Origin of the sequence: Streptosporangium sp. NPDC001681, from assembly GCF_040298085.1 — a bacterium.
Classification (GTDB): domain Bacteria; phylum Actinomycetota; class Actinomycetes; order Streptosporangiales; family Streptosporangiaceae; genus Streptosporangium.
Genome location: NZ_JBEOZN010000117.1, coordinates 23,009 through 31,315 on the forward strand (window position 1 = coordinate 23,009; position 8,307 = coordinate 31,315).

The window sequence follows — 8,307 nt, forward strand, 5'->3', positions numbered from 1 at the left end:
CCGGCGTCTGGAAGGACCTCACCGACAACGTCAACTCCATGGCCAACAACCTGACCTACCAGGTCCGCAACATCGCCGAGGTCACCACCGCCGTCGCGTCCGGCAACCTGACCCGCAAGATCGACGTGAACGCCCAGGGCGAGATCCTCGCCCTGAAGACCACCATCAACACCATGGTCGACCAGCTCTCCTCCTTCGCCTCCGAGGTCACCCGGGTCGCCCGCGAGGTCGGCTCCGAGGGCCAGCTCGGCGGCCAGGCCCGGGTCGAGGGCGCCGAGGGCATCTGGAAGCGCCTCACCGAGAACGTCAACGAGCTCGCCGCGCGCCTCACCACCCAGGTGCGTGCCATCGCCGAGGTCACCACCGCCGTCGCCACCGGTGACCTGACCCGCTCCATCACCGTCGACGCCGAGGGCGAGATCGGCGAGCTGAAGGACAACATCAACATGATGGTGGCGGTGCTGCGCGACACCACCACCGCCAACCAGGAACAGGACTGGCTGAAGTCCAACCTGGCGAGGATCTCCCGCCTCATGCAGGGCCATCGCGACCTGATGGAGGTCGCCAAGCTCATCATGAGCGAGCTGACCCCGCTGGTGTCGGCCCACTACGGCGCCTTCTACCTCGCCGACCCCACCGGCGACCACGACCTGCACCTCATCGCCGGATACGGCGTACGCTCCGGCAACGGCCCCCGGCAGCGGTTCGCCACCGGCGAGGGCATCGTGGGCCAGGCCGCACTGGAGGGCAGGGGGATCATCCTCGGCAACGTGCCCGCCCGCTACCTGACCGTCGACAGCGGTCTCAGCACCTCCACACCCGCGCAGATCGTCGTGCTGCCGGTCCTGTTCGAGACCCAGGTACTCGGTGTGCTGGAGCTGGCCTCGTTCAGCGAGTTCAGCGAGATCCACCACGACTTCCTGAACCAGCTCGTCGAGACCATCGGTGTCACGATGAACACGATCATCGCCAACTCCCGTACCGAGGACCTGCTGACCGAGTCGCAGCGTCTCACCACCGAGCTGCGAGAGCGTTCCGACGAGCTCCAGCGCCAGCAGGAGGAACTGCGCCGCTCCAACGCCGAGCTGGAGGACAAGGCGGCGCTGCTGGCCAAGCAGAACCGGGCCATCGAGATCCAGAACTTCCAGATCGAGCAGGCCCGGCGCACGCTGGAGGAGCGCGCCGAGCAGCTCGCGGTCTCCTCGCGCTACAAGTCCGAGTTCCTCGCCAACATGTCCCACGAGCTGCGCACCCCGCTGAACAGCCTCCTCGTGCTGGCCAAGCTGCTCACCGAGAACGCCGACGGCAACCTCACCGCCCAGCAGGTGGAGTTCGCCAGGACGATCCACGGCGCCGGGTCGGCCCTGCTCCAACTGATCAACGACATCCTCGACCTGTCGAAGGTCGAGGCGGGGCGGATGGACATCCATCCCCAGCAGATCTCCCTGCCCAAGCTCGTCGACTACTTCGAGGCCACCTTCGCCCCGCTGGCCCAGGACAAGGGCCTGTCGTTCACCGTCGAGGTCGACCCGTCGATACCGCAGGAACTCCGCACCGACGAGCAGCGCCTCCAGCAGGTGCTGCGCAACCTGCTCTCCAACGCGATCAAGTTCACCCCCAAGGGTGAGGTACGGCTGCGCGTGATCCACGCCGGTCGCTCCATCGCCTTCGTGGACGACACCCTGCGCGGCGCCGACGGCATCCTGGCCTTCGAGGTGGTCGACACCGGCATCGGGATCGCCTCGGACAAGCTGGAGGTCATCTTCGAGGCGTTCCGCCAGGCCGACGGCACCACCAGCCGGAAGTACGGCGGGACGGGCCTGGGCCTGTCCATCTGCCGCGAGATCGCCCGCCTGCTCGGCGGCGAGATCCACGTGATCAGCAAGGTCGGCGAGGGCAGCACCTTCACCCTCTACCTGCCACCGTCCTACGGCGGTCCGTTGGCCTCACGGGACGGCGGGGCGAGCGCCCCCACCTCCTCCCCCCGCAACCCGGCGCTCATCGGCGTGCTCGAAGGCTCCGACGACCTGCCGGAGCTGGTGCGAGGTGACGACATGCCCCTGCCGCACTTCCCCCCGCAGGGCGAGGGCAAGCCGTGGAAGGGCGACGACCCGCTGACCGGGGCGAAGATCCTGATCGTGGACGACGACATCCGCAACGTGTTCGCACTGACCAGCGTGCTCGAACGCTACGGTTCCACGGTGATCTACGCGGAGAACGGCCGCGAGGGCATCGAGCAGTTGGAACGTAACGAGGACGTCGCCCTCGTTCTGATGGACATCATGATGCCGGAGATGGACGGCTGGGCCACCACCTCCGCGATCCGCCGGATGCCCCAGTTCGCGGACCTGCCGATCATCGCGCTGACCGCTAAGGTCATGCGAGGCGACCGGGAGAAGAGCATCGCATCCGGCGCCTCCGACTACGTGCCCAAGCCCGTAGACGTCGACCGCCTGCTGGAACGGCTACGCGGCTGGCTGACCAGGGGCAAGCCGGCCGGTGACTCCGACGAAGGCGTGTGATCGATGCCGGATAGAGCCAAGATCCTCCTGGTGGACGACCGGGAGGAGAATCTGATCGCGCTGGAGGCCATTCTCAGCTCGCTCGATCTGATACCGGTCCGGGCGAAGTCCGGGGAGGAGGCGCTGAAGGCCCTGCTCGGCACGGAGTTCGCGCTGATCCTGCTCGATGTCCGCATGCCGGGCATGGACGGGTTCGAGACGGCGGCCCACATCAAGCGCCGCGAGCGCACCCGCAACATCCCGATCATCTTCCTCACCGTGGTCGACAGCGCGCCCGACTACGCCTTCCGCAGCTACGCGGCGGGCGCCGTCGACTACCTCACCAAGCCTTTCGATCCGTGGGTGCTCCGGGCCAAGGTCGCGGTGTTCGTGGAGCTCTACAACATGAACCGCAGGCTGGCCGAGCAGGCCGCCATGCTCCGCGAACGCCTCTCCGCCGAGCTGCCGCCCGGCGAGGCGGACGAGCAGGCGACCGTGCTGCCCGAGCTGTCCAAGCGCCTGGCCGCGGTCGAGAACGAGCTCGCCCGGGTCACCGAGCTGGCGCGCAAGAACGGCGCCCCCAGCCTCGTCGGCCCGATATCCGACCTGACCAACCGCCTCAACCACCTGCGCGCCGGCTTCGACGCCCTCACCTGACCGGGGTTCCCGGTCCGCCCGCGGGCGGCACCCTCACGGACGTCACCCCCGGGCACCCCCGCCCGGGGCGGCCCGCCGGCCACCGCGTCTCACCGTGTCCCCGCGGCGCGCGCCGCCCGCCGGCCGCCACGGAGGAAGAACACCATGAAGGATCCGGCCAGGCATCCGGCGGCACCGGCGGCGAAGAGCCACGCGCCCGAATACTGGGAGTCGTACTCATCCAGGCCGCCTTCGACGAACCCCGTGTACTGGTCAGCTTCCCGGGTCAGTTCGTCGTACCGCCCGGGGTCGGTTTCCTTGACGGCCCCCGCCTCGCTGAGCAGCCCGGCCGCCTTCTGAAGGTGCCCGTCGATCCGTTCCTGCGTGGCGCTCGCCCGCAGGAACACGAACCCGCTCAACCCCGCCAGGAGCAGGGCCACGACCAGCAAACCCGCCCCGAACCATGACTTCCACTCCATCGTTTTCACGAGAGGGGACGGTAGTCCGGGGTCCAGGCCGATCGCACCCGCCGTCAGGGGGACCTGGTGTCCCCCTCCCGGTTGACCCGCGACCAGTGGCGTTCAGCGGCGGGCGCGCTCCAGGGCGTCCCAGAAGCCGCGGCGCAGGGCGTGGCGGACCTCGTCGTGCAGAAGGAAGTCGATCGGCAGCGAGGAGCCCTGGAGCAGCCGTGCCTCCAGATCCGAGGGCATCCGGGGCTTACGGGCGAGAACCGCCTCCAGCCACAGGGCCGGGGCGTCCTTGGCGACGGACTCGCCGAAGTCGTGGCCTTCCTTGTGCGCGGCCTTCACCGCGTCGGAGAGGGTCGTCGCGGCACCGTTCCCGGTGCTCTGCACCGGCACGGGGGCCGACTGAGGACCGGTGTAGGCGCCCATCTGCGACGCCTGGTAGCTCGGCATGCCGCCGGTGTTGCCCAGCGAGTACTGCGGGGCGGGCTGCGGCGGGCCGGTCGAACCGTTGACGGCCGCGTGCGACGGCGTGGGGGCGGGCGAAAGCGGCGGCGTCTGGGGTGGCGGGGCGGCCGGAGCGGCCGGTGTGACCGGGGTCGCCGGCGACTCCTGGGTGTAGCTCGGATAGGCGGAGGGCAGCGCGTGCTGGGCATGGGCCGCACGGGGTGTCTGGACCGCGGGGACCGGGCTGGTGACGGGGCTGTTGACCGGGCCGGCCACCGGGGAGCCGTTGCTGCCGCGAGTCGCGACGGAGTGGCCGTTGGTACCGTGCTGGTGGCCGTTGACCGCCAGGGGAGGCGCCTCGTCGCCGATCAGGCTGACGTGCGGCCGCAACTGGCCGGCGCCTATCTCGATCAGGTCGTCGCACTCCTGGCGGAGCGTGCGGGAGACGGCCCAGCTGCCGTCGGCGCTGATGTGCACCACGGTGACCCGGATACCGAGATCCTGGGCGTCGCAGACGACCTGCGCCAGGTCCTCGTCACCGCTGACCACGACCGCGTCACAGACCGCGCCGTTGCGGGCCAGCGTCATCAGGTCACGGTGAACCTGGGCGTCGACGCCCTCGCGGCGGCCGGGGCGGATGCGCGACAGGCGGAGCTTGAGGCCGGGGATGTCGGCCAGCGTGTCGTGCTCGGGAGTACGCCGGCCCTCCACCGTCGCCTCGTACCAGTAACAGCGGAGCAGCGGCAGGCCGGTGCGCTCTCTCGACAGCTTGTTGAGCAGTTGGAGCAGCCCCGGGTAATCCCAGGAGACCGCCTCGCGGTGGCGGGTTCCGTGCACCGCCATCGCGCCGTCGGACAGCAGGTAACCGGCGTCCACGAACAGCGCGCAACGATCCACCTGACACCGCCCTTCCTACGTGGCCCGATCCTCTGGCTCAGACAAGCCCGAAAGAGCCCAGACAGACGGCCCTTCCTCAGGGTAATCAAGCGGCTGACCATCCGAGGGTGAATCCCGACGATTCCACCCGCGCTCGACCATACGCCGGACCGTTTACGCAGACCGTACCAGTTTGTCCCGTTCGTCAACCCCCTCTGCGGGGTGCTATACGCCATCCGTCTTCGAGGTCCCGCACCGCGCCCGTCGTACCGGAGGCCCGGCCTTCTCGAACGCGCCTCACGGAGCGGTCCGCACGCTCACCGCCGCCACGCCGAAAAGCAGGACGTCCTGGTGCGTGCTGAGCTCCAGCACCGGGGCGCGGCCGAGGCGTGCCCGGAAGCGGTCCACGTCCGTGCCGAAGGTCACGCGGGCGCCCCTCGCCCCGGTGGCGGATCCGTCGAAGGGATTGCGCGGGTCCCGCTCCCCTCCGGCGGGCCGGAGGGTCCGGCCACCGAGCCTCACCCGATCACCCGCGACGCCCGCGTCACCCTCCCAGGTCACCAGGGCCACCTTCGCGGGCGCGTCGGCGGGCGTCAGACCTCCGAGCGGTATCCGCATCGAGCGATGCCCCCGCTCCAGCACCGTCGCGGTGTCGAGCACGACGGTCTGGCTGTACGGCCTGCGCGGATCGGCCACGATGATCACCAGGCTCCACCCGGCATGGCGCGAGACGCCCGGCCTTATCGAGGCGTCGGCCACCCAGTACGTCCCGCGTGCCCTGCCCAGCAGCCGCGTCACATCGGCGAACGCCTGGTAGCCCCGCCCCACGGGCAGCTCTCGCTCCACCACCCGCGCGGCCCTGACCTGCCGGTACTCCGTCTCCCCCGGCACCTTGAGCTTGATCCGCCCGCTGGGGGGCGCGCTCGCCGACCAGTAGAGTCCCGCCCAGACCACCTTGCCGGCCGCCGGCAGCACGAGCCGGGCGGCGCTCGACGAGCTCGTCGACGGATCCCCGTCACGATCGAGAGGACGCATCTCCCAGCTGTTGTTGTCGCGCCGGTTGCCCTGCCCCGCGCGGGCCGCCTCGCACCCGGGCTCCGAGGGCGCGCAGCTCAGCAGGGTGTTGCCGATCGCGGAGACGGCCACCCGGCCGTCGGTGGCGAACCGTGCCGGAGCGCCCTCCGCCCGTACGCCGCTGCGCGACCTGGCGGCCACCCGCGTCCCCGCCGTGGAGACCGTGACCGAGGGCGCCGCCCCGTAGGGCGCGTCGTCCGACACCAGGACTCTCAGGAAGACCGCCGTGGCCCGGCCCGCCGGCAGCGGACCGCGGACGCACCGGGCACCTCGCCGCCACGCCCGGCAGGACCAGCCGTCGACCGTGCCGACCGGCGCGACGGCACCGACGGAGTGTCCCCCGCGCGATCCGGACGGCAGCGTCACGCCTCGCGGCAGCCCGACGTAGGCGACGACCTCCTCACTCTGCCCACGCCCCGCGTTGCGCAGCCGCACCGCCACGATGCCGGCCTCGGACCTGATCAGGGCACCGAGCGCGTCGATCCTGGCCACCAGGCGGGGCGCGAGCCAGGAACCCGTCCGGCCGTCCTGCCCCGTTCCCGTCGGCCCCGGCCCGGTCTCGGCCGGCTCGCCGGCGCCGGCCCCGCCGCTCTCACCTCCGGACGCCTTCGGCTGCCCGGAGAGTGTCGGTACGACGCCGGGGAGCGCCGGGGCCATGACGATCGGCTCGGAGGCCGCGTTCGGCGGGGGCGCGGGCTCCGAGCCCGACACCAGCACGAGTGCGGCCACCATCGCGACCGCGGTGGTGACCGCACCGGCCGTGACGGCGCGCCGCACGGATCGGGGAGCCTGCCGCCAGCGGCCGGGCAGCCCGCCCCCCGTCGTGACGCCCATCCTGCCGAGCGCCACCAGGTAGGCGGGGAACACGGGACCTACGATGAGCGGGCCGATGACGGAGCGGATGCTCTGGCCGATGCCGGTCAGCTCCGTGAGCACCGCGCGGCAGCCCGAGCAGCCCTCCAGATGCTCGTCCACGATCCTGCTCTGTTCCCTGGTCAGGCCGCCACGGATGTGGTGGCCCAGCCTGGCCAGTGCGGGCCGGCATTCGGGCGCGGTCGTCTCGGCCAGGTGGATGCGCAGGCACGCCTGGCGCATCCCCTCCCGCGCCCGGTAGGCGAGCGCGGCCGCGCCGTTCACCGTCAGGCCGAGCAGGAGTCCGGTGTCGTCGGGCCTGGCCCTCTCGACCTCAGCGTGCCACAGGACGAGCTGCCACCTCTCCGGCATGGACGAAAAGGCCCTGGCCACCGGCGAGCCCTCCAGATCCGCCGCGTCGGAGGTGTCGCCGACGGTACGGCGGAGGGCGGTGAGCAGGTGGACGCGGAACGCCTGCTCCGGGCCGTCTCCCTGGTCGATCACCTGGTGGACCGCCGCGAACGTCTCCTCGACGACGCCCTCGACCCCGCTCTCGACGGGGAGGAGCAGGCGGGCCAGCGCGTACGCCGCGGGAGCGTGCCGCTGGTGGAGCACCCGGTAGGCGGCCACGTCGCCGTTCCTGGCGGCAGCCAGCAGTTCAGCGTCGCCTTGAGATGTTTTCACCAGAACCTCCCGGGGATGCCCCGGCCTTCAGGACTCCGTTGCTTGATTGCCGCCGGTCGACGTCTGGCGTCGTCATCCGGTGCCGGGCACGCAGATCGCGGAGATCGAGAACGAATTGGGCAACGGAGTCCTTCAGGCCGGGGAGGGGTCGGGAGCGGGAGGGCCGCCAGGGCCCGAGCGTGCCCTGACCGGTCGGTCATGTCGATCGGCTTCTTTCCGGGTCGTGTAGCCGTAGCCGTCCGCGCGTTGAAGATGACGGACATGCCGGTGGTTGATCCCGGCGACGCGGCCGTGCCGGGTGGTGATGTCAAACGAGCCACAGGAGCGGACCAGGACTCGCCCGGCGTGAACCCCGGCCTTCTTGCCAGCCGGGACGTTCGCCCGGACCAGGTCGCCGGTTTGGAAGCCGTGGTGCAGTTTGCTCCGTGGCCGGACAAGGCGGAGGAACCCGTATCGGTCGGGGATGGTGCGGGCGTAGGTGCCGCGCCCGGTCGCTGCGACTACCAGGACCACCGGCGGCCAGGCGGTCACGCTCTCCAGTTCGCCGACGTGCAACGCGTCCAACGTGTGCGACTTCGGCGCGCCGGTGCGCGAGCGGTTCCACTTCGTACGGCCGCCCGAGGCGGTGTGAACGGGCAGGCCGGTGTGCTTGCTGCCGGGGTCGATGCCTACCTGCACGCCTTCGACGGTCGAGGTCGCCGCGTCGCGGTCCTTGAGGCGGATGACGAACGGGGTGTGACGCACCACCACCGCCCGCCCGGCCGCCGGCAGGC

At 71.0% G+C, this 8,307-nt stretch carries 6 protein-coding genes; 2 read left to right on the plus strand and 4 right to left on the minus strand.

The window, feature by feature from the left end:
- Positions 1–2,522 (plus strand): hybrid sensor histidine kinase/response regulator (locus tag ABT130_RS36870; RefSeq protein WP_350963576.1); only part of this gene is annotated, 2,522 nt, incomplete at its 5' end.
- 3 nt (positions 2,523–2,525) lie between these two features.
- Positions 2,526–3,158 (plus strand): response regulator, encoded by a 633-nt coding sequence (locus tag ABT130_RS36875; protein WP_350922962.1) that lies wholly within the window; start codon positions 2,526–2,528, stop codon positions 3,156–3,158.
- Positions 3,159–3,247: 89 nt separating this feature from the next.
- On the opposite strand, the gene ABT130_RS36880 is transcribed toward ABT130_RS36875, so the two are convergent.
- The 4 genes from ABT130_RS36880 to ABT130_RS36895 all read right to left on the minus strand — a co-directional run.
- Entirely contained in the window at positions 3,248–3,616 is a 369-nt protein-coding gene (locus ABT130_RS36880) for a hypothetical protein (protein ID WP_350963579.1), read from the minus strand.
- A 102-nt stretch (positions 3,617–3,718) separates the two neighbouring features.
- Positions 3,719–4,945, minus strand: coding sequence for an NYN domain-containing protein (locus tag ABT130_RS36885; RefSeq protein WP_350963582.1), 1,227 nt, complete (start codon positions 4,943–4,945; stop codon positions 3,719–3,721).
- A 276-nt stretch (positions 4,946–5,221) separates the two neighbouring features.
- Complete coding sequence (locus ABT130_RS36890) at positions 5,222–7,534, minus strand: zf-HC2 domain-containing protein (RefSeq protein ID WP_350963585.1); 2,313 nt, start codon at positions 7,532–7,534, stop codon at positions 5,222–5,224.
- 132 nt (positions 7,535–7,666) lie between these two features.
- A partial coding sequence (locus ABT130_RS36895) for an RRXRR domain-containing protein (protein ID WP_350963587.1) occupies positions 7,667–8,307 on the minus strand: 641 nt, incomplete at its 5' end.